Origin of the sequence: Cellulomonas taurus (genome assembly GCF_012931845.1) — a bacterium.
GTDB lineage: Bacteria > Actinomycetota > Actinomycetes > Actinomycetales > Cellulomonadaceae > Cellulomonas > Cellulomonas taurus.
The window spans coordinates 339,464-361,734 of sequence record NZ_CP051884.1; the positions used below are offsets into that span (position 1 = coordinate 339,464).

The 22,271-nt window shown below is 71.8% G+C and carries 24 protein-coding genes; 17 read left to right on the forward strand and 7 right to left on the reverse strand.

The window, feature by feature from the left end; translation table 11 throughout:
* Positions 1–22 precede the first annotated feature (22 nt).
* The 6 genes from HGK68_RS01515 to HGK68_RS01540 all read left to right on the forward strand — a co-directional run bounded on the left by HGK68_RS01515 (position 23) and on the right by HGK68_RS01540 (position 5,020).
* The gene (locus tag HGK68_RS01515) at positions 23–271 is read left to right on the forward strand and encodes a helix-turn-helix domain-containing protein (protein WP_169164373.1); all 249 of its coding nucleotides are present in this window, start codon (positions 23–25) and stop codon (positions 269–271) included.
* A 175-nt stretch (positions 272–446) separates the two neighbouring features.
* Entirely contained in the window at positions 447–545 is a 99-nt protein-coding gene (locus HGK68_RS01520) for a 30S ribosomal protein bS22 (protein WP_003792170.1), read from the forward strand.
* A 219-nt stretch (positions 546–764) separates the two neighbouring features.
* A complete protein-coding gene (locus tag HGK68_RS01525; protein WP_169164374.1) occupies positions 765–2,093 on the forward strand; it encodes an extracellular solute-binding protein in 1,329 nt (442 codons plus the stop codon).
* Between the two features lie 10 nt (positions 2,094–2,103).
* On the forward strand, positions 2,104–3,057 hold the full coding sequence (locus HGK68_RS01530; RefSeq protein WP_169164375.1) for a carbohydrate ABC transporter permease: 954 nt from the start codon (positions 2,104–2,106) through the stop codon (positions 3,055–3,057).
* Between the two features lie 4 nt (positions 3,058–3,061).
* On the forward strand, positions 3,062–3,955 hold the full coding sequence (locus HGK68_RS01535) for a carbohydrate ABC transporter permease (RefSeq protein ID WP_169164376.1): 894 nt from the start codon (positions 3,062–3,064) through the stop codon (positions 3,953–3,955).
* 39 nt (positions 3,956–3,994) lie between these two features.
* Positions 3,995–5,020: a LacI family DNA-binding transcriptional regulator gene (locus tag HGK68_RS01540; RefSeq protein ID WP_343036982.1), complete on the forward strand. Its 1,026-nt coding sequence runs from the start codon at positions 3,995–3,997 to the stop codon at positions 5,018–5,020.
* A 22-nt stretch (positions 5,021–5,042) separates the two neighbouring features.
* Here the strand turns inward: HGK68_RS01540 and HGK68_RS01545 are convergent, their stop codons facing one another.
* Positions 5,043–5,612, reverse strand: coding sequence for a GNAT family N-acetyltransferase (locus tag HGK68_RS01545; protein WP_246260494.1), 570 nt, complete (start codon positions 5,610–5,612; stop codon positions 5,043–5,045).
* The gene (locus tag HGK68_RS01550; protein WP_246260677.1) at positions 5,602–6,414 is read right to left on the reverse strand and encodes an HAD family hydrolase; all 813 of its coding nucleotides are present in this window, start codon (positions 6,412–6,414) and stop codon (positions 5,602–5,604) included. Before HGK68_RS01550 ends, HGK68_RS01545 begins: the two co-directional genes overlap by 11 nt.
* 92 nt (positions 6,415–6,506) lie before the next feature.
* On the opposite strand from HGK68_RS01550, the gene HGK68_RS01555 reads away from it, so the two are divergent.
* The gene (locus tag HGK68_RS01555) at positions 6,507–6,785 is read left to right on the forward strand and encodes a glutaredoxin family protein (protein ID WP_169164377.1); all 279 of its coding nucleotides are present in this window, start codon (positions 6,507–6,509) and stop codon (positions 6,783–6,785) included.
* A 9-nt stretch (positions 6,786–6,794) separates the two neighbouring features.
* Entirely contained in the window at positions 6,795–7,427 is a 633-nt protein-coding gene (locus HGK68_RS01560; RefSeq protein WP_169164378.1) for a redox-sensing transcriptional repressor Rex, read from the forward strand.
* A 218-nt stretch (positions 7,428–7,645) separates the two neighbouring features.
* On the opposite strand, the gene HGK68_RS01565 is transcribed toward HGK68_RS01560, so the two are convergent.
* On the reverse strand, positions 7,646–8,191 hold the full coding sequence (locus HGK68_RS01565) for a YceI family protein (RefSeq protein WP_169164379.1): 546 nt from the start codon (positions 8,189–8,191) through the stop codon (positions 7,646–7,648).
* Between the two features lie 69 nt (positions 8,192–8,260).
* Between HGK68_RS01565 and HGK68_RS01570 the strand changes: the two genes are divergently transcribed.
* From HGK68_RS01570 to ccsB, 6 genes are read left to right on the forward strand one after another with little or no spacing between them, the layout of a single operon-like run.
* Positions 8,261–8,761, forward strand: coding sequence for a MarR family winged helix-turn-helix transcriptional regulator (locus tag HGK68_RS01570; RefSeq protein WP_169164380.1), 501 nt, complete (start codon positions 8,261–8,263; stop codon positions 8,759–8,761).
* Between the two features lie 36 nt (positions 8,762–8,797).
* On the forward strand, positions 8,798–9,454 hold the full coding sequence (locus HGK68_RS01575) for a histidine phosphatase family protein (RefSeq protein ID WP_169164381.1): 657 nt from the start codon (positions 8,798–8,800) through the stop codon (positions 9,452–9,454).
* Positions 9,451–10,047 carry a TlpA family protein disulfide reductase gene (locus tag HGK68_RS01580; RefSeq protein WP_169164382.1) on the forward strand — a complete coding sequence of 199 codons (597 nt, stop codon included), beginning with the start codon at positions 9,451–9,453 and terminating at the stop codon, positions 10,045–10,047. The genes HGK68_RS01575 and HGK68_RS01580 overlap by 4 nt, the downstream gene beginning before the upstream one ends.
* Positions 10,044–10,865 (forward strand): cytochrome c biogenesis CcdA family protein, encoded by an 822-nt coding sequence (locus HGK68_RS01585; protein ID WP_246260496.1) that lies wholly within the window; start codon positions 10,044–10,046, stop codon positions 10,863–10,865. The genes HGK68_RS01580 and HGK68_RS01585 overlap by 4 nt, the downstream gene beginning before the upstream one ends.
* A 4-nt stretch (positions 10,866–10,869) precedes the next feature.
* Positions 10,870–12,522, forward strand: a complete 1,653-nt coding sequence (gene resB / locus HGK68_RS01590; RefSeq protein ID WP_169164383.1) for a cytochrome c biogenesis protein ResB — start codon at positions 10,870–10,872, stop codon at positions 12,520–12,522.
* Between the two features lie 16 nt (positions 12,523–12,538).
* Positions 12,539–13,588 carry a c-type cytochrome biogenesis protein CcsB gene (ccsB, locus tag HGK68_RS01595; RefSeq protein ID WP_169164384.1) on the forward strand — a complete coding sequence of 350 codons (1,050 nt, stop codon included), beginning with the start codon at positions 12,539–12,541 and terminating at the stop codon, positions 13,586–13,588.
* Between the two features lie 57 nt (positions 13,589–13,645).
* Here ccsB and HGK68_RS01600 read toward each other — a convergent pair whose 3' ends face one another.
* On the reverse strand, positions 13,646–14,020 hold the full coding sequence (locus HGK68_RS01600; RefSeq protein ID WP_169164385.1) for a PLD nuclease N-terminal domain-containing protein: 375 nt from the start codon (positions 14,018–14,020) through the stop codon (positions 13,646–13,648).
* A 152-nt stretch (positions 14,021–14,172) separates the two neighbouring features.
* On the opposite strand from HGK68_RS01600, the gene HGK68_RS01605 reads away from it, so the two are divergent.
* Together HGK68_RS01605 and HGK68_RS01610 are read left to right on the forward strand one after the other, a co-directional pair.
* A complete protein-coding gene (locus HGK68_RS01605; protein ID WP_169164386.1) occupies positions 14,173–18,138 on the forward strand; it encodes a beta strand repeat-containing protein in 3,966 nt (1,321 codons plus the stop codon).
* An 83-nt stretch (positions 18,139–18,221) separates the two neighbouring features.
* Complete coding sequence (locus HGK68_RS01610; RefSeq protein WP_169164387.1) at positions 18,222–18,533, forward strand: DUF4229 domain-containing protein; 312 nt, start codon at positions 18,222–18,224, stop codon at positions 18,531–18,533.
* Here HGK68_RS01610 and HGK68_RS01615 read toward each other — a convergent pair.
* Both HGK68_RS01615 and menE read right to left on the reverse strand, forming a co-directional pair.
* Positions 18,497–19,366 (reverse strand): 1,4-dihydroxy-2-naphthoate polyprenyltransferase, encoded by an 870-nt coding sequence (locus HGK68_RS01615; protein ID WP_169164388.1) that lies wholly within the window; start codon positions 19,364–19,366, stop codon positions 18,497–18,499. The two genes, HGK68_RS01610 and HGK68_RS01615, sit on opposite strands and share 37 nt — an antisense overlap.
* Positions 19,367–19,378: 12 nt before the next feature.
* A complete protein-coding gene (gene menE, locus HGK68_RS01620) occupies positions 19,379–20,518 on the reverse strand; it encodes an o-succinylbenzoate--CoA ligase (protein WP_246260498.1) in 1,140 nt (379 codons plus the stop codon).
* A gap of 58 nt (positions 20,519–20,576) precedes the next feature.
* Between menE and HGK68_RS01625 the strand changes: the two genes are divergently transcribed.
* Entirely contained in the window at positions 20,577–21,647 is a 1,071-nt protein-coding gene (locus tag HGK68_RS01625) for a DUF3048 domain-containing protein (protein ID WP_169164390.1), read from the forward strand.
* Positions 21,648–21,695: 48 nt separating this feature from the next.
* Here the strand turns inward: HGK68_RS01625 and HGK68_RS01630 are convergent, their stop codons facing one another.
* Complete coding sequence (locus tag HGK68_RS01630) at positions 21,696–22,256, reverse strand: TIGR03086 family metal-binding protein (protein WP_169164391.1); 561 nt, start codon at positions 22,254–22,256, stop codon at positions 21,696–21,698.
* Positions 22,257–22,271 lie beyond the last annotated feature (15 nt).

Here is a 22,271-nt window from a genome sequence, read left to right on the forward strand (position 1 = left end):
CACGACGAAATGAGCGGCCAGCATGAGCGAGCAGCCCCGGCGCGTCCGGTTCCTCACCGTGGCCGAGGTCGCCGAGGCGATGCGGGTGTCGAAGATGACCGTCTACCGCCTGCTGCACTCCGGTGAGATGCCGGCGGTGCGGGTCGGTCGCTCGTTCCGGGTTCCGCAGGACGCGTTGGACCAGTACCTGGCCACGGCGCAGTTCGACGTGGAGTCGGCGGAGCAGGACGGCGGTTCCGGTGCGGCTGGTCAGCGCCGGATCTCGTCCTGATCTTCGACCTCTGAGGCGGTCGTGGCGCGGTCACTGCGTCGGATCGACTAAGGTGGGGGCGGACTTTCCCGTGCGCGGGGGTCTCGCGGGCTTCGTCCGCGGGGCGTGCTGCGCGTCGATCGACCACAACCGGCGGACGCCCCACGCGCTCGCCACCGGAAGCGAGTGAGGACCCATGGGCTCCGTCATCAAGAAGCGCCGCAAGCGCATGGCGAAGAAGAAGCACCGCAAGCTGCTGCGCAAGACGCGTCACCAGCGTCGCAACAAGAAGTGATCACCGCCGCCCGTTGAGGCGGCTGTGAACCGGAGGCGTCCCGTCGACCCAGGTCGGCGCGGGCGCCTTCGTCATGTCCGATTCCTGCGGTTCTCTACAACGATGTACCAAACCCTTGACGCCGCATGCCCCCGCTGCTTCACTCACTTCCGGCGGCTCTTCAACGTTGAAGAACCAGGCGCCTGACGCGCGCCAGCCTGCAGGTGGAGGAGGTCAACGGTGATCTCACCGAACAGTCAGGGCATCAGCCGGCGGTCATTGATCCGCGGCGCGATGCTCGGAGCCGGCGCCCTCGCCGGCTCGTGGGCGCTGAGTGGTTGTGGCGGATCGGCCGCCGCGACCGGGGCGACCCGGATCCAGATGTGGCACCTGTTCACCGGCGGTGACGGCGGCATCTTCCAGCAGATGCTCTCCGAGGTGCAGAACGAGGACCCCCGGCTCGCCATCGACCCGGTGGTGCTGACCTGGGGCGCTCCCTACTACACCAAGCTCATCATGGCGTCGGTGGGTGGTCGCTCACCCGACCTGGCCGTGATGCACCTGACCCGGGTCGCCGGCTGGGTCCCCGGCGGAGTGCTCGACCCCTGGGACCTGGACCTGCTCGCCGAACACGGCGTCACCGAGGACTCGTTCCCGCCCGCACTGTGGGAGCGGGCCACCATCGACGGCCAGCTCTGGGCCGTCCCGCTCGACTTCCACGCCTTCCTGCTGTTCTTCGACCGGGGACTCGCCGACCAGGCGGGCATCCTCGGCTCGGACGGCAAGCTGACCGGTGTCGATTCCCCGCAGGGCTTCCTGGACGCCGGACGCGCGATGGCCGAGGTCACCGGGTACGCCGGGATCGGCTACGGCTACACCGGCGACGGCTCGCAGATGTCCCGGATGCTCTGGGGCCTGTACGGCCAGACCGGCGGCGAGATCACCCTCACCCCCGGCCAGGACGCGGTGCTCGACCGGGACAAGCTGATCGAGGTCGTCACCTTCGTGCAGTCGATGCTGGACGACACGGTGGCGATCGCGAACAGCGACTACAACGCCGCCGTCGCCTCGTTCAGCACCGGCCGGGTCGGCATGTGCTTCAACGGGAACTGGGAGCTGCCGACCTTCCAGAACGCGGGGGTGGACGTCGACGCGATGCCGATGCCCACCCTGTTCGGCACCCCGGGCACCTACGGCGACTCGCACTGCTTCGTGCTGCCGCACCAGGTGAACGCCGACCCGGCCAAGCGCGACGCCGCCTACCGCACGGTGGCCGCGATGCTGAACAAGTCGCTGCTGTGGAGCCAGGGCGGACACATCCCGGCCAACCGGACCGTCACCGAGTCGGCCGACTACCAGGCCGAGGTGCCGCAGGCGCACTACGCCTCCGCCAGCGAGAACGCCGTCTTCGATCCGCAGGCGTGGTTCACCGGCTCCGGGTCGGACTTCCAGGCCCGGGTCGGCGAGGTGCTGCAGGCGGCATGGCTGGACAAGGGATCGCCCGAGACGGCGGTGGACGGGCTGATCGACCGCCTGAACGCCGCCCTGCAGACCAAGCCGCCGGCGTGAGGAGACCGTGATGACCACGCAGATCAATCCCACCCGCACCGGCGCCGCCGCCACCGCGCTCACCGACCCCCGTCCGCGCCGACGCCGGGGAAGGGAGGGTCGTGGCTGGCCGTTCGTGGTCCCGTTCCTGGTGATCGCCGTCCTGTTCCTGATCGTGCCCACCCTGTACGGCCTGGGCTTGAGCTTCACCGAGCAGTCGTTGATGGGCAACGGCGGCTGGGTCGGCTTCGACAACTACACCGAGGCCCTCGGTGACAGCACCATGTGGGCCACCCTCGGCCACACCATCGCCTTCACCGTGATGAGCACCGTCCCGCTGGTGCTGGTCGCGCTGGTGATGGCGCTGCTGGTCTACACCGGCCTACCCGGTCAGTGGCTGTGGCGGCTGGCCTTCTTCGCCCCGTACATGCTGCCGGTGGCGGTCGTGGTGCAGATCTGGGTCTGGCTGTTCCAGCCCGAGATCGGCTTCCTCAACTACTGGCTGGACCGGTTCGGTCTGGACAAGGTCGGCTGGCTGACCGACACCAACGTCGCGATGTGGTCGATGGTGCTTCTCACCCTGTGGTGGACGGTCGGGTTCAACTTCCTGCTCTACCTGTCGGCGCTCCAGGCGATCCCGGACCAGATGTACGAGGCCGCCGCGCTGGACGGTGCCGGCTCCTGGCGACGACTGTTCTCGATCACGCTGCCGCAGCTCAAGGGCACCACGGTGCTGATCACGGTGTTGCAGGTGCTGGCGTCGCTGAAGGTCTTCGACCAGATGTTCATCGCCTTCAACGGCGGCTCCGGACCCGGCGGCGTGACCCGGCCGATCCTGCAGTACATCTACGACACCGGCTTCACCGGCTACCGGATGGGCTACGCCTCCGCGATGTCGTACATCTTCTTCGCCCTGATCATCGTGGTGACGCTGGTGTTCCAGCTGATCACCACCCGTCGTCGGGAGGCCGGCCGTGGCCGTTGATTCGATGAGACTGCGCCGCGGCTGGATCGAGCGCCGCGACGACAACCGCCGGACCCGGGCCCTGGTGCTCGGCCAGTCCAAGGTCGCCACCACCCTGGCGGTGATCATCCTGGTCGTGATGGCCGCGAGCTGGCTGCTGCCGATGCTCTGGGCGATCAGCACCAGCTTCAAGACCGAGGCGCAGGCGCAGGCCACGCCGTTGCAATGGATCCCGGACGGCGGCTTCACGCTGGCGAACTACACCACGGTGCTCTCCCGCGGTGAGGTGATGCGCTGGATGGGCAACACGCTGCTGATCGCCGGTGCCGTCACGATCCTGACCGTCGCCCTGTGCGCGCTGGCCGGCTACGGCTTCGCCCGTACTCGGTTCCGCGGCCGCAACCTGCTGTTCGCCGGGACGATCGCGCTGATCGCCATCCCGGGACAGATCCTGATCGTGCCGCTGTTCCGCCAGATGCAGGCGATCAACGCCGTCGACACCTACTGGGGCGTGATCCTGCCGCAGCTGGTCGCACCGGTGATGGTCTACATCTTCGCCAAGTTCTTCGCGGAGATCCCGCAGGAGCTGGAGGACGCGGCGCGGGTGGACGGTGCCGGGCACTGGCGGACGTTCTGGTCGATCGTGCTGCCGATCTCCCGGCCCATCGTGTCCGCGGTCGGGATCTTCGTGTTCATCGGGGCCTGGAACAACTTCCTCTGGCCGTTCATCGTGACCAACAACCCAGACCTGATGACCCTGCCGGTCGGACTGTCCACGGTGAAGAACGCCTACGGCACGATCTACGCCCAGACGATGGCATCGGCCATGATCGCGGCGGCCCCGTTGATCATCCTGTTCATGCTGTTCCAGCGCCAGATCGTCAAGGCGGTGGCGACGACCGGACTCGGTGGGCGCTGATGTGCTAGAACCACGGGGGGTCGGAGCGAGGAGGCCACAGTGAGTGCTGCCCGACGCAGCAGCGGGGCCACCATGCACGATGTCGCCCAGCTGGCCGGGGTGTCGGTGAAGACCGTGTCCAATGTGATCAACGGCTACCCGCACATCCGCCCGGCCACCAAGTCCCGGGTCGAGGACGCGATCAGCGAGCTCGACTACCGGGTGAACATCACCGCCCGGAGCCTGCGGCAGGGTCGGACCGGCATGATCGGTCTGGCCCTGCCGGAGCTGGGGCTGCCGTACTTCGCCGAACTCGCCCAGACGATCATCCGGATCGCCGAGGAGCACGGGATCCTGGTGCTGATCGAGCAGACCAACGCCAACCGGGAGCGGGAGATCGAGGCGCTCGGCTCGCGGGTCCGGCACCTCACCGACGGGTTGATCTTCTCCCCGCTGGCCCTGGGCCAGGAGGACGTCGACCTCTTCGACGTGGACTTCCCGATGGTGCTGCTCGGCGAGCGGGTGTTCGGCGGGCCGACCGATCACGTCACGATGGACAACATCGCCGCCGCCCGGGCCGCCACGGAACACCTGCTGGCCCGGGGCCGACGACGGATCGCGGTGATCGGCGCCCACCCGGGGGAGCGGATCGGCACCGCCGCCCTGCGCGTCCAGGGCTACCGGGAGGCGATGACCGCCGCCGGGATCGCCGTCGACGAGCGGCTGGTCGCCGAGGCCGGTGCCTGGCACCGCTCCACCGGTGATGCCGCGATGACCCGCCTGCTGGACGCCGGGGTGGAGATCGACGCGGTCTTCGGCCTCAACGACGCGGTGGCGCTGGGTGCGATGCACGCCCTGCGGAGGTACGGGCGCGGCATCCCGGACGACGTCGCGGTGATCGGCTTCGACGACACGGAGGAGACCGCCTACTCGGCGCCGACCCTGACCTCGGTGGCGCCGGGCCTGGAGCAGATCGCCCGCACGGCCGTCGACTTCCTCCGTCAGCGGATCGAGGGCACCGCCCCGTCCACACCCCGGCAGGTCATCACCGACTTCTCGATCACCGAACGCCAATCCACCGGCTGAGCAACCCCCGGGTTGCGCAACCTCAGAGCGTGCGGCTGAGGACGAGGTCCCGCTCGACGCGTCGGCCGACGGTGAACGTCCGCTCGCCCGCCACGGCGAACCCGGCCCGCCGGTAGAACGCCTGCGCCCGCGCGTTCTGGCCATTCACCCCGAGCACGATCTGCACCGCCCCGGCCGCGCGGGCGGCATCCAGGGTGGCGGCCATCAGCCGACCGGCCAGGCCGCTGCCCTGCGCCCGCGGATGCACGTAGCACTTGGACAGGTACGCGGTGCTGACCGGATCGGCGACCACCGCCGACAGCTCCGGGTCCAACGGCTCGCCGACCAGCGTCAGGGTGTACCCGTCCAGCCGCCCGGCGTCCTCGGCCACGATCACCAGGTGCCCGGCGGTGCTCAGGTGACCGGCGAAGTGCTCAGCCGTCAGGTGTGCCGCGATGAACGCTCGCTGATCCGCGGCGGGCATGTCCGCCGGGCAGGCCAGCGGAAAGGTCAGCGCCGCCAGCTCGGCCAGCGCCTGCGCGTCGTCGATCCGTCCGGCCCGCACGTCCGCCCGCGCTCCCGCGTGCGGACTCGCCGGTGACTCAGCGGCCACGGAGGCGTCGCTGGATGGCACGGGCGACCAGCGCGAGCGCCCAGATCGATCCGGCCGCGGTGGCGGCGTCGACGCCACGACGGGTCTGCGCGCGCCGGTTGCGGAACTCGCGCATCGGCCAGCCGACCTCTGCCGCGTGCCGTCGCAGGCGGGCGTCCGGGTTGATCGCGCACGGGAAGCCGACCTCGGACAGCAGGGGCACGTCGTGCGCGGAGTCGCCGTAGGCGAAGGACTGGCTCAGGTCGAGCCCCAGCTTCTCCGCCAGTGCCCGGACACCCTCGGCCTTCGCCTCGCCGTGCATCATGTCGCCGACCAGCCGCCCGGTGTAGAAGCCGTCGGTGTGCTCGGCGATCGTGCCCAGCGACCCGGTCGCACCCAGTCGACGGGCGATCAGATCACCGATCTCGGTCGGGGTCGCGGTGACCAGCCACACCTGGTGGCCGGCCCGCAGGTGCTGTTCCAGCAGTCGCTGGGTGCCGGGGAAGATCCGCAGCGACAGCACCTCGTCGTAGACGTCCTCCGCCAGCGTCAGCACCTCGGCCACCGAGCGGCCGCGCATGATGCTGAGCGCCCGGTCCCGCACCTCGTCGATCTGCTTCTTGCTCTCGCCGAAGGTGAGGTAGTGCGCCAGGTTGAGCCCGAACCGCAGCACGTCGACCGTCTTGAAGAATCCGCGGCGGTACAGGCCCACGCCCAGATGGAAGGCGCTGGCCCCGCGGATGATCGTGTTGTCCACGTCGAAGAACGCGGCCACCGGTGACGGGGCAGGCGGCGCCGTGGTCTCGGCGACGATCTCGCCCACGACCCGACCGTCCACCGTCGGCTGGTGACTGCCGTCGTGAGTCGTGGGCTGGGGCACCCGGCCACTGTAACGAAGCGGCCTACGCTCGTCCTGTGCCCACACCGCCCACCCCCAGCCGCGTCACGCTCTACACCCGTTCGGGGTGTCATCTCTGCGAGGCGGCGCGGGACGTCGTGCGGGAGGTCTGCGGCACCGACTGGGTCGAGCTGGACGTCGACGACCCCGCCGTGCGCACCGGGGACGGTCGCCCGGCGGCGGAGGTCTACGGGGAGCTGCTCCCGGTGTTGGAGGTCGACGGCCGGCGGGCTGGCTACTGGCAGATCGACGCCGATCTGCTCGTCGCGGCCATGAACCGGTCCTCGACGCTCTAACCTGGGACCGTGCGCCCCCTGCCGTCGACCACCGTCGCCCGACTGCCGGGATACCTGCGCTCGCTCGGCGGTCTGGCATCGGAGAGCGTGCACACCGTGTCCTCCGACCAGCTGGCCGAGTTGGTCGGGGTCTCACCGGCGCAGCTGCGCAAGGACCTGTCGTACCTCGGTGCGGGTGGGCGACGCGGGGTCGGCTACGAGGTGGACAGCCTGCGCCGCCAGATCGCCCAGGTGCTCGGCATGACCGAGGAGCGCCGTCTGGTCATCGTCGGGATCGGTAACCTCGGCCACGCGCTCGCCACCTACTCCGGCTTCGCCGACCGCAGCTTCGAGCTGGTCGGCCTGGTCGACACCGACCCGAGTGTGGTCGGCACGACGGTCGCCGGGCACCGGGTGCGGCACGCCACCGAGCTGGAGGCCGTGGTCCAGGAGGGTCAGGCCACGATCGCCATCCTCGCCACGCCCGCCTCCGCCGCCCAGCAGACCGCCGACCGTCTGGTGGCCGCCGGGGTCTCCGGCATCCTGAACTTCGCCCCGCGCACCGTCCGGGTCCCGGACGACGTCGAGGTCCGCGAGGTCGACCTCGGCTCCGAGCTCCAGATCGTCGCCTTCCACGCCCGCCGCCTCAGCGCCGACTCCTGACCGCCCCAGCGCCGACTTCCGACCGACCCGCCGCCGACTTCCTGACCGGCTGCCGTCGACTTCGGCACATCCGCCCCGAGTTCGGCACCCCAGCCACCGCACTCGGGGCCGAACCACCGAACTCGCCGCCGCCGAGCTGCGCCAGCACCCGCGCACAGCACGAGGGCCCGGTCACGGCAGGGGGAGTGCGCGACCGGGCCCTCGTGGGCTGGGGGAGATCAGGCCTTGATGGCCGAGACCTCGAGGGCGATGTTCACCTTGTCCGACACCAGGACGCCACCGGTCTCCAGGGCGGCGTTCCAGGTCAGGTCGAACTCCTTGCGGGAGATCGTCAGGGCGGCGGAGAACCCGGCGCGCTGGTTGCCGAACGGGTCGGTCGCCGCGCCACCGAACTCGACCTTCAGGTCGACGGACTTGGTCACGCCGTGGATGGTCAGGTCGCCGGTCACGACGTAGTCGTCGCCGTCGTTCTTCACCGAGGTGGAGGTGAAGGTCCAGTCGCCGAACTTCTCCACGTCGAAGAAGTCGCCGCTCTTCAGGTGGCCGTCGCGACCGGCGTCACCGGTGGAGATGGTGGACGGGTCGAGCGTCGCGGTGACCCCGGACACCTCCAGGTCGTCGCCCACGGTGATGGTGCCACCGGTCACGGCCACGGTGCCGCGCACCTTGGAGATGCCGGCGTGACGGACGGTGAAGGACGCCTCGGTGTGCGACGGGTCGATGTTCCAGGTGCCGGCGACGAGGCCGGTGGGGAGAGCGGTCATGATGTCCATCCTCGATAGTTGAAGCGTCAATCGCTGGTAGTTGAGATTTCTACTACAGTGGCGACCAGGATGCAAGGGGTGGCGTGGAAGGATGCTGCGGTGACCGAGGTGCAGTGGCTCAACGACGACGAACAGGGCTGGTGGCGGGCCTACCGCGACGGTACGGCGCGACTGTTGGACGTGCTCGGCCACGAGCTGGAGCAGGACACCGGACTGTCCCTCGGCGAGTACGAGGTGCTGGTCCGGCTCTCCGAGGCGCCGGAGCGCACCCTGCGGATGTCCGAGCTCGCCGGTGAGCTGGCGCACTCCCGCAGCCGGTTGACCCACACCATCCGGCGGATGGAGTCGGCCGGTCTGGTCGAGCGCACCCCCTGCCTGCAGGACGCCCGCGGCGTGAACTGCACCATGACCCCGATCGGCTACCAGCGCCTGGCGGACGCGGCCCCCTCGCACGTCAGCTCGGTGCGACACCACCTGGTCGACGTGCTCTCCCCGGAGCAGCTGCGGGCACTCGGCGAGGCGATGGCGGCGGTCGGCGCGGCGCTGCAGACCGACCGGGACGACGACTAGTCCCGGGCACCCAGACTCGTTTGCGAGACTGACCCCATGGTCACCACCACCGTCCACCTGATGCGGCACGGCGAAGTGCACAACCCGGAGGGGCTGCTGTACGGCCGGCTGCCCGGCTACCACCTCTCCGAGCGCGGCGTCGCGATGGCCGAGAAGGTGGCCGCGTACCTGGCAGGCGAGGCCGACGGCCCGCGCCGGGACGTCACGGTGCTCTACGCCTCCCCGTTGCAGCGCGCCCAGGAGACCGCCGCGCCGATCGCGGCCGCCCTGGGCCTGGAGATCCGCACCGACGAGGGTCTGATCGAGGCGGAGAACGCCTTCGAGGGCATGACCTTCGGGGTCGGCGACGGATCGCTCCGTCACCCGCGGCACTGGCCGCTGCTGGTCAATCCCTTCCGCCCGTCCTGGGGCGAGCCCTACACCGAGCAGGTGGCCCGGATGGTCGCGGTGGTCGAGCGGGCCCGGGACGAGGCGCGCGGTCACGAGGCGGTGCTGGTCAGCCATCAGCTGCCGGTGTGGATCACCCGCCGGGCGCTGGAGAACCGTCGGCTGTGGCACGACCCCCGTCGCCGCCAGTGCTCCCTCGCCAGCCTGACCAGCATCACCTACGACGACGATCGGCTGGTGGGCATCGGCTACACCGAACCGGCCGCCGACCTCCTGCCCGGTGCCTCGGCGGTGGCAGGGGCATGACCTCCCGGATCAGCCGCCGGACCGTCACCGCCGCCGCACTGGCCGCCGGTCTGTTCGCCCTCACCGCCTGCTCCGCCGGCTCGCCCTCCGGCAGCGCCACCACCGACGCCGGGTACCAGTCGCAGGACGGGTCCTTCACCTCCTGGGTGGTCGGCGACCGGCAGGGGCCGGTCTCGGTCTCCGGCACCGACTACGCGGGCGCCGCCCAAGACACCGGCGACTGGCTTGGTGACGTCGTGGTGCTGAACACCTGGTACGCCGCCTGCCCGCCCTGCCGCGAGGAGGCAGCGGACCTGGTCGACATCGCCAACGACTACGCGGACCAGGGCCTGCACGTGCTCGGCATCAACGGGGTGGACGACGCGGGCGCCGCCGAGTCCTTCCAGCGCACCTTCGACGTGCCCTACCCGAGCATCGACGACCGGGACAAGGCGGCGGTCGCCGCGTTGCAGGGCGTGGTCCCGATCCAGGCGACCCCGACCACCGTCGTGCTGGACCGCCAGGGCAAGGTCTTCGCCCGGATCGTCGGCATGGCCGAGGGATCGACCCTGCGTGCTCTGGTCGAGGAGGCCCTGGCCGAGGACCCGGCGTGATCCCGGCGTCGGTGGGCGCCGACTTCGCCCAGACCGCAGCGAGCGGATCGCTGCTGGTCGCGGTGCCGGTGGCGATCCTGGCCGGACTGGTGTCCTTCGCCTCGCCCTGTGTGCTGCCCCTGGTGCCCGGCTACCTCGGGTACCTCGGTGGCATGTCGGCGGCCGTGGCGCCCACCGGTGGGCTGCCCGCACAGCCCGGACGGCTCGGGGTCGCGACCGAGACCCGACCCGCCCGTGGCCGCCTGGTCGCCGGGGTGTTGCTCTTCGTCGCCGGATTCACCGCGGTGTTCCTGGCCTACGGCTCGCTGGCCGGGTCGCTCGGTCGACTGCTGCTGCAGTGGCAGGACCCGGTCACCCGGGCGCTCGGTGTCGTCACCATCGTGATGGGCCTCGCGTTCTGCGGACTGCTGCCGTTCTGGCAGCAGGACCGTCGCCGCCTGATCGCCCCGCGCGCCGGGCTGTGGGGCGCCCCGGTGCTCGGCATCACCTTCGGCATCGGCTGGACCCCCTGCATCGGCCCCACCCTGGCGGCGATCCTCGCGCTGTCGCTGGACGGGGGTTCGGCGGGCCGGGGTGCGCTGCTCGCCCTGGCGTTCTGCATCGGCCTCGGTGTCCCGTTCGTGCTGGTGTCCTTCGGGGTGCAGCGCAGCCGCCGGGTGCTGAACTGGCTCGGCCGGCACAAGGTCGCGGTGATGCGGGTCGGTGGCGGTCTGCTGATCGCACTCGGCCTCGCGATGGTCACCGGGGTGTGGGGGCACCTGGCGACCTGGCTGCAAGGCATCCTGACCGACTCCCAGCCCTTCATCCCGGCGGTGTGACCCGATGACCCAGAGCAGTTACCGCCCCGAGGGCCTCGAGGACGCGTTCAGCGAGCCGGGCAGCCCGGCGCCCGCGCAGGTGCCGTCCATCGGCGTGGTCGGCTGGCTGCGCTGGATGTGGCGGCAGCTGACCAGCATGCGGGTCGCCCTGCTGCTGCTGATGCTGCTCGCGGTGGCCGCCGTGCCCGGCACCGTCTGGCCGCAGAACGCCCAGGACCCGGACAAGGTCGCCACCTACCTCGCCGACCACCCGACCCTCGGCCCGTTCCTGGACCGGTTGCAGGTCTTCGACGTGTACTCGTCGATCTGGTTCTCCGCGATCTACCTGCTGCTGTTCGTCTCCCTGGTCGGCTGCATCCTGCCCCGGTCGAAGACGCACTGGCGGGCGATGCGCAGCCGTCCGCCCAAGGCCCCGCGCCGCTTCGACCGCTTCCCGGCCCGGGCCGAGGGCGAGCTCGACGGGACGCCGGAGCAGGTCGCCCGCCGGGCCGCCGCGGTGCTGGGCGCCGGTCGCCGGTTCCGGGTGGACGTCAAGGACGAGGGCCGGGGCGTGTGGAGCGTCGCCGCCGAGCGCGGGTACCTGCGTGAGACCGGCAACCTGGTGTTCCACCTCGCGCTGGTCGGACTGTTGATCGCCGTCGCCACCGGACAGCTGCTGCACTACCGGGGGCAGGCGATCATCGTCGAGGGCCGGGCGTTCGCGAACACCCAGAGCGACTACGACACCTTCGAGTCCGGCACCGCCTTCGACCCGTCCTCGCTGGCACCGTTCAGCCTGCGGCTGGACTCCTTCGAGAGCCGGTTCGACCCGGACACCCTGCAGTCACGCGACTTCACCGCCGACGTCACGCTCACCGAACCGGGTGCCGAGCCGCGGTCGGAGATCATCAAGGTGAACCATCCGCTGGAGACCGGCGGCGCCAAGATCTACCTCCAGGGCAACGGCTACGCCCCGCAGGTCACCGTCCGGGACCCCGAGGGCAACGTCACCTTCTCCGGTGCCGTCCCGTTCCTGCCGCAGGACACCGTGTACACCTCCCAGGGCGTCATCAAGGTCCCCGACGTGACCTCCGGCCCGCAGATCGGCCTGCAGGGGGTGCTGCTGCCCACCGCCGAGTCCATCGGCGCCGGGGTGTACCGCTCCACCGACCCGCAGCCGAACGACCCGCTATTGGCGCTCGCCGTCTGGACCGGTGACCTGGGGCTGGACGACGGCATCCCGCAGAACGTCTACCAGCTGGACGAGACCGGCCTGACCCAGGTGACCGAGGACGACGGCACCGCCCTCACCCTGTACCTGCGACCGGGCGAGACGGTGGATCTGCCGGACGGGCTGGGCACGATCAGCTTCGAGTCGCTGCCCCGGTTCGTGGCACTGGACCTGCGGCACGACCCCTCGCTGCTCTGGGTGCTGGTGTTCGCGCTGCTCGCCTTCGCCGGTCTGGCCGCCTCGCTGTTCATCCCGCGCCGCCGGATCTGGCTGCGCCTGCGTGACGCAGACCCCACCGGGTCTCAGGACGAAGGTCCCGGCACTGGCCGTACAGTGGTGACCGCCGCGGCCTTGGCACGCGGTGACGACGTGGGGCTGCAAGCAGAGCTGGACCGGGCGATGGACCGCCTGCTCGATCGTGACCCCGACGTGCGACGCGTGGGCTGACGGAGGACGGCGGAACATGGCAATCGGCGACATCAGCACCCTGCTGGTCTGGGGTGCCGCGACGGCATTCACCATCGCCCTGATCGCGTACTCGGTGGCACTGGCCCGGGTGGCCGACGCCGCCACCGCCGAGCACCGCCGGGAGCGGGCGCGCAAGATCGCCGCCGCCAAGGCGGAGAAGGCGGCCGTCGGCGCCGGGGGCGGCCTGATCCTCCCGGTCGACGACCAGCCGCCCGCCGCTGCCGAGGAACCGGCCGACACCGGGGTGGCGAACTCCCGCGCGGCGAACGGCATCGCCCGCAGCACCTCCTGGCTCGGGCTCGTCCTGCTCGGTATCGGCATCGTGACCCGGGGCATCGCCGCCGGTCGCTGGCCCACCGCCAACATGTACGAGTTCACCCTGGTCGGCACCTTCGTCGCCGCGGTGGTGCTGGTCCTGGTGCAGCGCCGCCGGGTGATCCCGTTCCTCGGCGTCGTGGTGATGGGCATCGCGGTGCTGGCCCTGGTGCTCGGCCTGAACGCGTTCTACGTGCAGGCCGACGCGGTGCAGCCCGCCCTGCAGAACTACTGGCTGGTCATCCACGTCGGCGTCGCGATCACCGCCACCGGCGTGTTCACCGTCGCCTTCGCCACGTCCGTCCTCCAGCTGCTGCAGGACGGACGCGAGTCCGGCCGGTCCCGGGTGGAGAAGAACCGTGGCCTGGCCCGCTGGCGGGTGACCGGCCCCGCCTTCGCGTGGCTGCGCACGGTGCCCTCGGCCCGGCAGCTCGAGGCGCTGTCGTTCCGGCTGAACGCGATCGGCTTCGTGCTCTGGACGCTGACCCTGATCGGCGGCGCGATCTGGGCCGAGCAGGCCTGGGGCCGGTACTGGGGCTGGGACCCCAAGGAGGTCGGCACCTTCATCGCCTGGGTGGTCTACGCCGCCTACCTGCACGCCCGCACCACCCGCGGTTGGGCCGGTCGTCGTGCCGCCTACTTCGTATTCGTGGGCTACGCGGCCGTGCTGGCGAACTTCACCGTGGTGAACCTGTTCGTCACCGGGAAGCACTCCTACTCCGGCATCTGAGCCGACCGGGCCGGGACGATCCCGGGCCCGAGCAGGCAGGACCGGCGCTCCGACCGGCTACTCGGAGCGACCCTCGTCGACAGTGCCGTCGGTGTCGCCCTGCTCGCGCTGGCGCTTGCGCTGCTCCTGCTCCAACCGCCACAGGAAGTCCGGGTCGTCATCCGGCGCCACCGGCCCGCGACGCGGCTGACCTGGGCCTGCTGACGGCCGTCCGGCGCCGCCACCGACACCCGGGCCGCCGGCGGTCGCCGCGCGCTGCGACCGGCTGACCACGAACCACAGCACCGGTCCCAGGATCGGGAAGATCACCACGATCACGAGCCACAACCCGGCGGGCAGCCCGCGCCGGTCGCGGGAGTCGCTGTTGGTCACGTCCACCGCCGCATAGACGGCGAGGGCGATGATCAGGAGGAACAGCAGGACGCGAGCCATGCCGTCCAGCGTAGACGGCGGTGGCGCGTCCGCACCGGGTGATCCGGGCCGGGCGCGGGGTGACCGCGCGGTCGGGTGTCCGAGCTTCCACGTAGGGCCGAACACGGCCAGGGCGAGCTGACGGTGTGATCGATATCGACCCAGCGTGACGGGTGGCTAGGTGTTCCCGACGCGCACCGGTCGGCGCTCCCCACACCGTCAAGCTGCCCGCCGGGGTCACGCTGCAGAGCGGTTCCTCGCAGTGGAACGGCGAGCCGATCACCCCGGAGTACACCGCGAATGCGGACGGCACGACCACGCTGGTCTACCGGCTGGGCGACATCGCCGTGGACAGCGCCGCCGCCCAGGCGCCGGTCACCCTGTCGGTCACCCTCGACCCGGCGATGGCCCAGCCGACGACGCTCACCGTCACCGCGAAGGCCACGTCCGTCTCGGACGGTGCCGGTGGCAGCACGGCCGGCGTCACCTCGGTGCTGTCGGTCAACGTGCCGCAGAGCATCCAGGTCAGCAAGACCACGAACGTCACCTCGACCACGGCGGGCACCCCGGTGACCTACACCGTGTCCTGGGGCAACCGGACCTCGGACGACATGGCCGACAGCAGCTTCGTCGACCTGCTCCCCTTCGACGGCGACGCCCGTGGCACCACGGGTCTGGGCGGTCTGGTCCTGAACGCCGTCACCGTGGTCTCCGACACCTCGGCCGCGACGGTGCAGTACACGACGGATGCGCCCGAGTCGGTGCAGGCGGCGCTGGTCACCGACGTGACCGGCGGCACCGGCATCACCTGGACCACCGGCACCCCGCCGACTGACAGCACCGAGGTCACCGCGCTGCGGTTCGTGCCGAGCGTGCCGTTCACCACTGGCGCGATAGGGAAGGCCGAGATCACCGTCACCCCGACCGCGCTCGACTACGGCGGCCGGCTGGTCAACTCGGTGGACGGCTCCGTCGACGGCTGGGCGGTGGACCTGCGCAACGCCGCCTCGGTGACGCTGGACTCCAGCGCCTCCCAGGTGGTCGGCAACGTCTACGACGACCCGGACTTCGCGTTCGCGCGGACCGAGAACTCCACCGGTGTCGCCTCCCCGGTGGTGCAGATCGTGGCCGGCTACGCCTTCGGGCCGGACGGCGACGACAACGGCGGTGAGGGCGACGACGTGCCGCTGGCCGAGCCGATCACGGCGCTGGTCGACACGGACGCCGCCGCCTACCTGGACGACCCGCAGGTCGGGGACTTCGTGTTCCCGGGTCTGGCCCCCGGCAAGTACGACATCCAGGTCACCCCGGCCGCCGGGCACCATGTCGGCGTCCTGCCGGACCTGGCGAGCAACGACCCGCTCACCGGTCTGCACGTCGGCAGCATCGCCACGGACGTCGTGATCGCGCCGCGCACCCTGGTGAGCGGCCTGGACTTCGGCATCCAGCGGAACGTCGCGGTGCCCCAGGCCAACCCGGACCAGGCACGGATCGGGGTGGGCGCCTCCGAGGTGGTCATCCCGGTGCTGACCGACTCCACCGCGGTGGACACCGACGCCCAGGTGGCGCTGCACACCCAGGCGGACACCCTGGAGGGCGACACCGCGACGGTCACCGTCCCGGACGGCCAGACCACCAGCCAGGTGAGCGTCGACGCGGACGGACAGATCGTCTACACGCCGAACCAGGCACTGGTCGACGGCTGCACCGCGGACGGCGGGGAGGCGTGCACGGAGCAGTTCGAGTACACGCTGACCGACTGGTTGGGTCAGTCCGACACCGGGCAGCTGACCATCACGGTCCAGGCAGCACCGGTGGTGTCCGGTGGCTCCGCGACCGCGGCGCTCGGCGGCGACGTCACCTTCGACGCCGCGCCGGTCACCGCCGGCAGCATCTCCTCGGCCACGGTGGCGCAGGCACCCGAGGCCGGGACCGTGACGGCGAAGGCCGACGGGACCGTGGTCTTCCGGGCCGGCGACGCCGACGCGGGTGACTACGCATTCACCGTGCGGTTCACCGACGACCTGGGCCAGAGCAGCACGGCCGACTACACGGTCTCCGTGCTGGACGGCCCCGCCGTGGTCGGCGGCTCGGCGGTGGTGCCGCTCGGTGGCAGCCACACCTTCGACGCCGCGGTGGTCAGCGAGACGGCCATCGTGTCGGCCGAGGTCGTGCAGCCCCCGGCAGCCGGGACGGCGACCGCGGACAATGCCGGTGTGGTGGTCTACGACGCCGGGACCGCCGCCGCGGGCACGTACACCTTCCAGGTGGCGTTAACCGACGACCTGGACCAGACGTCCGTCGCCACCTACACGGTGACCGTCCAGGGCACCCCGACCCTGACCGGGGGATCGGCCACGGTGCCGATGACCGGGTCGCACACCTTCGCGGCCGCACCGGTCACCACCGGTGAGATCACCTCGGCCGTGGTGTCCCAGGCTCCGAGCGCGGGGACGGTGACCGTCACGGTCGGCGGATCGGTGGAGTTCGCCGCCGGTGACGCCGCCGCGGGTGTGTACGCGTTCGACGTCACCATGACCGACGACCTCGGACAGACCGGATCCGCCCACTACCAGGTCACCGTGCAGGCGGCCCCGGTGGTCACCGGCGGCACCGGACGCACCGGTCAGCAGGGCACCCTCACCTTCGACGCGGCGCCGGTCACCACCGGCAGCATCGCCACGGCCGCGGTCGGCACCCAGCCGGCCGAGGGCAGTGTGACGGCGGCCGCCGACGGCGCGGTCACCTACCGGGCGGACGGCGCGGCGGGCGGGGAGTACACCTTCTCCGTCGTCTACACCGACGACCTGGGCCAGACCGGCACCGCCGCGTTCACCGTCACCGTGCAGGCCGCGCCGACCGCCACCGGTGGTGCCGCGGTGATCGCCGTGGGCGGGTCGCAGACCTTCGTCGCCGACCCGGTGACCGACGGCCGGATCGACGCCGCCGCGGTGTCCGAGGCTCCGGCTCAGGGCAGCGCCACCGTCGACACCTCCGGCGCGGTGGTCTACACCGCCGGGGACGCCGCGGCCGGTGACCACGCCTTCGTGGTGACCTTCACCGACGACCTCGGGCAGACCGGCACCGCACGGTTCGTCGTCACGGTGCAGGCCGCTCCGATCGCCACCGGGGGATCGGTCGCGATCCCGCTCGGTGGATCGCACACCTTCGATGCGGCGCCGGTCACCACCGGTGAGATCGTCTCGGCGGTGGTGTCCCAGGCTCCGGCCGGCGGCACCGTGACCGTGCAGCCGTCGGGTGCGGTGGCCTTCGAGGCCGGTGACGCGCCGCTCGGCAGCTACGACTTCGCCGTGGCCTTCACCGACGACCTGGGGCAGAGCGGGACCGCGGAGTTCACCGTGGTGGTGCAGGACGGCCCGACCGCGGTCGGCGGGACCGCCCGGATCGGTCAGCACGACACGGTCACCTTCGACGCCGCACCCCAGTCGACCGGGACGATCGTCCGGGCCGAGGTGGGCACCGCTCCGGCGGCCGGGACGGTCACCGTCGCCACGGACGGCACGGTGGTCTACACCGCCGACGGGGCCGAAGGCGGGCAGTACACCTTCACGGTGGCGTTCGTCGACGACTCCGGCCAGACCGCCGAGGTCACGTTCGAGGTCGAGGTGCAGGCAGCCCCGACCGTCCTGGACGCGCGCGTGACCACCACGGTCGGCACTGCGGCGATCATCGACCTCGGAGCCGCCTTCGACGGCACCGCGGCCACCCTCGACCGGATCTCCGCGCCGGAGCACGGCACGGCGGAGCTGCGATCGGACGGCACCGTGCTGTACACCCCGGTCACCGGGTACGTCGGTGCTGACTCGTTCACCTTCACGGTGGTCGATGACCTGGGTCAGACCGGGACCGGCACGGTGTCCGTGCGGGTGGATGCCCTCGACACCAGTGGTACCGGTGGCAGCGGGGAGACGGACACGCCGGGGACCGCCACTCCGCCGGTGGTCGTCGCCCAGCCCGGGCCCGCTGCGCCCGGCGCGTCGGGTCAGCACGCCGGACCCACGTGGCTGCCGCGCACCGGTGCGGAGGTCACCGGGGCCGCGCTGCTCGCCCTGCTGCTGATCGGGGCGGGTGCGGGGCTGATCCAGAACCGGCGCAGCCGGAAGCACCGCGAGGGCTGATCGCCAGCGACGGGGCGGCATCCAGGGACTCCTTGGGTGCCGCCCCGTCGGGCTGTCCGCGGCTGCCCGCGTAGGCTGGCCGGGTGCCCGTCCTGATCTACTCCCTGCTCCGGTTGGCCCTGTTCGTGGTCGCCACCGTGGCGCTCGCCTTCGCCGGGATGGGCTGGCTGTTCGCCGTCATCGTCGGTGCCGTGCTCGCGGCGCTGCTGTCCTACCTGCTGCTGAACGGACCCCGCGACCGCGCCGCGCAGTGGATGCAGGCGCGGGCCGAACGGCGCGGCGACCGGCCCAAGCTGTCCAAGCGCGCCCAGGAGGACGCCGACATCGAGGATGCGGCCGCCGACCGCGACGCCGCCGATCAGAGCGCCAGGCCCAGCCCCAACAGCACCCCGTAGGCCAGCTCGAACATCCCGGTCCCGGCCAGCACCGGCACCAGCGCGATCCCGCGGGCACCGAGCAGCACCGTCGACGACAGCAGCACGGCGGGCAGCGCCAGCACCATCACGATCAGCGCCCACGGGTTCGCCAGTGCGCAGACCAGGCCGAGCAGCACCGGCAGGCAGATCATCAGCACATAGGCCCAGCGGGCGCGCCGCTCGCCGAGCCGCACCGCCAGGGTCCGCTTGCCGACCAGGGAGTCGGTGGGCACGTCGCGCAGGTTGTTGATCATCAGCAGCGCGCACGCGATCAGCCCGACCGCGACCGCGCCGACCACCGCGGGCCAGGTGATCCGGTCGGCCTGGGTGTACGTGGTGCCCAGCACGGCGACCAGTCCGAAGAACACGAACACCCCGACCTCGCCGAGCCCGAGGTAGCCGTAGGGCTTCTTGCCGCCGGTGTAGAACCAGGCGGCCAGCACGCACAGCACCCCGATCGCCAGCAGCCACCACTGGCCGCTCAGCGCCACCAGCCCGAGGCCGAACAGGCCCGCCACCCCGAAGCTGGCGAAGGCGGCACCCTTGACCGCGCGCGGGCTGGCGGCGGCCGAGGCGGTCAGGCGCATCGGCCCGACCCGCTCGGTGTCGGTGCCTCGGATGCCGTCCGAGTAGTCGTTGGCGAAGTTCACCCCGACCTGCAACGCCAGCGCGACCCCGGCGGCGAGCACCGCCCGGCCGAGATGCGCCTGGTCGATCTGCGCCGCGGCTCCGGTGCCGACCAGCACCGGTGCGGCGGCGGCGGGCAGGGTGCGCGGGCGGGAACCGGCGATCCACTCGGACAGCGTGGCCATGAGACTCCTGAGTCAGTGGGTGAGGCGGTCGGCGGCCAGTGCGGCCACTCCCCGACGGTCGATCTTGCCCGGTCCCCGGGTCGGCAGCGTGTCCAGCACCAGCTGGTGCCGGGGTGCGGCGGCCGGACCGAGGGCAGCGGCGACCCGGGTGCGGACCGCGGCCGGGTCGGGAACGGCGGTGCCGGGGTGCAGCACCAGGACCGCCGTCACGGCCTGACCCCAGTGCGGGTCCGGCACGCCGACCACGCAGACCTCGGCGACACCGGGCAGCTCGGCCAGCACGCGCTCGACGGCGGCGGGCGGCACCTTCTCCCCGCCGGTGATCAGCACGTCGTCCGCCCGGCCGAGCACGGTGAGCGTGCCCTGCGACCAGCGGCCCAGGTCGCTGGTGTGCAGCCAGCGGGTGCCGTCGGCATCGGTGCGGAAGCTGTCGGCGGTCAGCTCGGGACGGTCCCGGTACCCGGTGGCCAGCATCGGTCCGGTCAGTGCGATCCGGTCGTCGGGATCGATCGCCACCCGCACGCCGTCCAGCGGCACACCGTCGTAGACGCAGCCGCCGCAGGTCTCGGACATGCCGTAGGTCGTGACCAGCCGAACGCCCCGGGCCCGCGCGTCGGCGATCAGTCCGTCGGGTGCGGCGGCACCGCCGAGCAGCACCGCGTCGAAGCCGGCCAGCGCGTCGGTGGCGGCCGGATCGGCCAGCACCCGGATCAGCTGGGTCGGCACCAGGGAGACGTAGCGCGGTCCGTCCGAGGGCACCTGGGCGGCGGCCGCCAGGAAGGACGCGGCGCGGAACGGTCCCGACAACCGGACCGGTTCCGTCCCGGCGGCCACGGAGCGCAGCACCACCTGAAGCCCGGCGATGTGCGCGGTGGGCAGCGCCAGCAGCCAGTGCCCCGGCCCGGCGAGCCGGGTGTGGGTGGCACGGGCCGAGGCCAGCAGCGCGTCGGCCGACAGCAGCACGTCCCGGGGGGCGCCGGTGGACCCGGAGGTGCGGACCAGCAGGGCGACGTCGTCCGGCACCGGGGTGCCGGGCTCGGTCGGTTCGTCGGTCGGCAGCACCGCCGGACCCGCACCCGACAGCGCGTCACGCAGGGCGGTGGTCAGCTCGGCCACCGGGGTGGCGGGGACGACGCGGACGGAGCGGCTCACCGGATCAGGGTAGGTGCGCCCGTACAGTGATCGGCGATTGTCGACCCGAAGGAACCCCATGTCCACGATGACCGCACGCCGCAGCCCCCGTCGAACGGCCGGTGTGCTGCTCAGCACCTGCGTGGCCCTGCTGCTGGCCGCCTGTGCCACCGGCACCCCGGATCCTTCAGTCAGCACGGCCGCGCCGACCGTCGAGCCGAACAAGGTCGCGGTCGCCGAGCCGGAGCTGCCCGCCGTGTGGCCGCTGACCGGCGAGTCCGGTGACCTGGTGAACCGCCCGGCGTTGGCGGTCAAGATCGAGAACACCGCCGTCGCCCGGCCGCAGTCCGGCCTGAACCAGGCGGATGTGGTGTGGGAGACCATCGTCGAGTTCGAGGTGTCCCGCCTGGTCGCCGTCTTCCACTCGCAGGTCCCGGGGGAGATCGGCCCGATCCGATCGGTCCGGCCGATGGACACCGCGATCACCTCGCCGCTGAACGGTCTGCTGACCTTCTCCGGTGGGCAGCCCGGCATCCTGCAGATGGTCGCGGACGCCCCGGTGCAGGCGCTGAGTCACGACGCCGGGGTGGACGGGATGTACCGGCTGAAGTCCCGCTCGGCCCCGCACAACGTGTACGCCACCCCGGCCACGCTGTGGTCGCAGGCCGACGCCGAGCACCAGAACAGTCCGGGCCAGCAGTTCGCCATCGCGCGCTCGCCGGAGCTGGCCAGCGCCGTCGTCGCCGGCGCCCCGGCCTCCCGGCTCGACTTCCGGCTCTCCGGGCAGTCCAGCCCGGCGTGGCAGTGGAACGGCGAGGTGTGGCAGCGCTGGGAGGGCAGCACCCCGGCCACCGACGCCGCCGACGACACCCAGGTGCACGCCGACAACGTGGTCGCCATCGTCGCCGCCCACCCCAACACCGAGTTCGGTGCGCAGAACGGCGCACCGGTGCCGACCTACACGCTGGTCGGCACCGGCTCGGGCACCCTGGCCTCCGGTGGCAAGACGGTGGACGTGACCTGGCAGAAGGACTCCGAGGCGGCGCCGATGCGGCTGTTCCTGGCCGACGGCACCGAGGCGACGCTGGCACCGGGCAACACCTGGGTGGAGCTGGTCCCGGCCGAGACCGGGTCGATGACGGTCTCCTGAAGCCCTGACCCCCTGACCCCCTGCCCCGCTGGGGCCCGGCCGGACCGCTCAGCGCCGGGCGTGCCCCAACCAGCCGGCCAGCCGCTCGGTCGGGCCGGCCTGCGGGTCCACCTCGACCACGGCGGCGAACGGCGTGCGCTCGTCTCGGGCGTCGGCGGGCAGGAACTGTGCCGCGTCGGCCAGCGCGAACTCGGCGGCGGCCGCCGGTCCCTCGCTGGGCAGCCCCAGGGCGACGGCGATGTCCCAACCGTGCACCAGCGGCTCCTTGACCCATCCGGCCACGGCCGCGCGGGCGGGAACGGTGCCCCAGGGGGCGGTGACCAGGCGGTCCAGCACTGACGGCTCGGCCCAGCTCGCCAGAGTGCGCTGCACCGCCTCCTGGTGCCGGGTCGCCAGGTCCGCGTCGGCGATGTCGTCGTAGAACACCGGGACATCCCACGGCGAACCGCCGTCGACCACGACGCGGGCCCGGTCGACCGAGGCGATCACGTGGGCGATCACGGTGCGCACGTCCCAGTCGGCGCACGGCGTGGGGGCGCCCAGGTCACCGGAGATCAGGGTGGTGAACCACGCGTGGGCGTCCTGGAACAGCGGGCGGGGGTCGGTCATGTCGTGCTCCTTCGA